General features: G+C 33.0%; 3 protein-coding genes. All 3 read left to right on the forward strand.

Going from position 1 to position 3,067, the window contains the following annotated elements:
- The first annotated feature begins 171 nt into the window (after positions 1-171).
- The 3 genes from ACU8DI_RS15225 to ACU8DI_RS15235 all read left to right on the forward strand — a co-directional run bounded on the left by ACU8DI_RS15225 (position 172) and on the right by ACU8DI_RS15235 (position 2,808).
- Entirely contained in the window at positions 172-573 is a 402-nt protein-coding gene (locus ACU8DI_RS15225) for an RDD family protein (RefSeq protein ID WP_447113653.1), read from the forward strand.
- 191 nt (positions 574-764) lie between these two features.
- Entirely contained in the window at positions 765-1,643 is an 879-nt protein-coding gene (locus tag ACU8DI_RS15230; protein WP_447113651.1) for a hypothetical protein, read from the forward strand.
- 625 nt (positions 1,644-2,268) lie between these two features.
- Entirely contained in the window at positions 2,269-2,808 is a 540-nt protein-coding gene (locus ACU8DI_RS15235) for a hypothetical protein (protein WP_447113652.1), read from the forward strand.
- The last annotated feature ends 259 nt before the right edge of the window (positions 2,809-3,067 follow it).

Raw genomic sequence — 3,067 nt, forward strand, 5'->3', positions numbered from 1 at the left:
ACAACGTGTATAATCCATGCTCTACTCTTGCTTTAATTTTAATTCTTATATTTAAAAAATGATTCGTGATGACGGAAAATAACGAACGTTCCCAATCGCACGATATCATACACAATTACGTTGTGAGCAAGCTAAAAAACCCATCGCCTGAAATCAATATTAGAAAATAGAATCAAAGCATTTGTAGTTGATTATATGATCATTGGAGCAATCGGATTTCTGATTGTTGCTTCGACTAATAATCTATTCCTGGCAATGATGATTGTCTATCCAATCGCTATGAATAAGGACTTTCTAAATGGAAAAAGTATCGGAAAAAGACTTTTCGGAATTCAAGTTAAAAATCTTAAAAATGAAAAAGCGTCTGAATGGCAAAGCTCTTTACGAAATTTTTTACCAATTATCCCAATCGATTTGATGTTTACATTTGTAAGTCCATCACGCAGAATTGGAGACCGAATTGCGAAAACTAAAATCGGTATTGAAACAGAACAAAATTTAAAAACATTAGGTTCGGAATTAAANAAAAAAAAAAAGCCAGCTCACAACAACGTGTATAATTCATTGCGGTAGGTGTTTAAGACAAGTAAAAATTCTCACATAATTCACTATATTTAAACATCGGAAAGAATTGCTGGTTCAACCTTGCGCTTCTTTTCCAGCGGAATTTTCGCCGTGAACGGCTCATCCAAGCGCAAAGCGCTTCGGCTGAAATTCCGCAACTAATCATACACAATTACGTTGGCAGTAATTAAAAAAACATTATGAAAGAAATAAAGAATTTTGCAATAATTGAAGGTAAAGCCACAATTCAAAATGGAGAAGTAACTTTTAAAGAGGTTCTTGACAAAGAAAATGAAGAAAAAAGTATTACGAGAGTTGAATTAAGAACCGATGCGAATTTCTCAAATGGAATAATAGAATTCAAAGCGAAATTTAAAGACGATAATTCAGGCTGTGTTGTGGCTCTAAAAAGAAATAATGGAGAAATTGCAATAATTGGTTGTAGTAAAGATGCACAAAAGTTCATTGTTCCTAATAAAGAGAGTTATAAGGTAAGTGGTTCTTTGTCTAACTATGATATAACGCAAGAACTGTCATTTAAAATTGAGGTTTCTGGCTCCAACATTTCTTTATACGTAAATAATATTTTAATGGTACAAGGAGAATCTACATTGAACGAATCTCCTATCGAATTCAGATTAAGTGGAACAGAAACTAAATTGTACAATGTCAAGTATAGACCTATTAAACCAAAAGTGTTTATAGTTATGCAATTTTCTGATGAGTACAATACTTTGTATAATGACGTTATAAAACCTGTTACTGAATCCTATGACCTTGAATGTTTGAGAGCAGATGAATTTTATACCTCAAGTCCAATAATTAAGGATATAATTGATAATATTAAGGAATCTTATATAATAATTGCTGAAATAACTCCAGATAACCCGAATGTGTTTTATGAAATTGGTTACGCACATGCTATAAATAAGCCAACTATATTATTATGTGATAAGAAAAGAGATAAACTGCCATTTGATGTTAGTGGCTTTAGAACTTTATTCTATGAAAACTCTATTGGAGGTAAAAATAAAGTTGAAAGAGATTTAAAAAAGTTTATCGAAAGTATTTTGAAATAAAAACTACTGCCAACACCGTGTATAATTAATTGCTTTTGTTGGCTAAGACGAGGAAAAATTCTCACATAAATTACTATCTTTAAAACTCGGAAAGAATTGCTTGTTCAACCTCGCGCTTCTTTTCCCGCGGAATTTTCGCCGTGAACGGCTCATCCGAGCGCAAAGCGCTTCGGCTGAAATTCCGCAACTAATCATACACAATTACGTTAGCAACAATAGTGCACTACCGAAAATAAAGCTGGTCATGAAACTTTCTGAATAGACCTCAGCACTTCAGATTCCTCTAAAACTATTACTCTTAAAATAATGCTCATTTCTTAAACTGGGTTGCAACCTAAATGCGATTTGATTCGTTGTGTGTTTGGAAAAGTAGCGGATTCTTGGGCTTTTCAGCCAAATTGGTTTCTGTGCATTCTGATTCGGTTGCAATGCGGAATATTCCGCAGCTTTGTGGTTTTCCTATGACCTCTTCTGCCCTACAGTAGCTAACAACGTGTATAATCCATGCTCTACTCTAGCTTCAGTTTTAATTCTTATATTTAAACTTTAGAATAGTGACGACGGAAAATAACGATCATTTCCAATCGCACGATATCATACACAATTACGTTGGCAAACATTTTGAATGAAAACCGGAACTGATATTAAAAATTGGAAAGAATATTTAGAAAAAAAGTTTTCTGATCATTCAGTTTTTACAATTGACGACAAAACCAATATCAAATCGAACGGAATTTATTCAGTAACTGCGAAAGACTGTGAAACAGAAATCAGTTTTATTTGGCCTGATAATGAGTGGCTAACTATTGACGATATTCAATTTCACAATCCTAAAGCAAAAGGTTGGTCAGGAGAATTATTAGGTGGAAACGGACCAAAACACGGAAAATTCAATCAAGAAAATATTGATTATGTAAATCTAGTTCTCGAAACGCCTCTGAAAAAAGGTTGGACAAGTACTGATTATTATTTATTTGGTAAAGTTTTTAAATCAGTTTCCAGAGAAGGAATGAACCCAAAATCTGGAAAAGAAATATTGACAGATTTCAACTTTGGTTGTATCGGAACATTATTATTTCCGATTACATTGCTTATTAATGTTGGACTAAATATAGGTTTAATAGGTAAGAAAAAAACTATCATTATAAAACCAATGGTGAAATAAAAAACGATTTGCCAACAACGTGTATAGCTAATCGCTCAGTTGCTTAAGTCAAGGAAAAATTCCTACCTTTAATCAAACTTAGTCTCGACGGAACAAAACACGCTCCCAAAATCGCGACTAGCCATACACAAACACGTTAGCAAACATATGACCAACCAAATGAAAGTTTTCAAAATATTCATAATCTTACTTCTATTCATTGGATGTTCGGAAAATAAAAATTCGACGACTGAATTCGACAAAATTTTAGGAAAAGAAA

It is taken from the genome of Psychroserpens sp. BH13MA-6 (assembly GCF_052983595.1).

What these genes read in the sequence shown, in the direction of transcription:
- ACU8DI_RS15235 (WP_447113652.1), top strand. Translation starts at nt 2,269, where the DNA reads ATGAAAACCGGAACTGATATTAAAAATTGGAAAGAATATTTAGAAAAA.
- ACU8DI_RS15230 (WP_447113651.1), top strand. Translation starts at nt 765, where the DNA reads ATGAAAGAAATAAAGAATTTTGCAATAATTGAAGGTAAAGCCACAATT.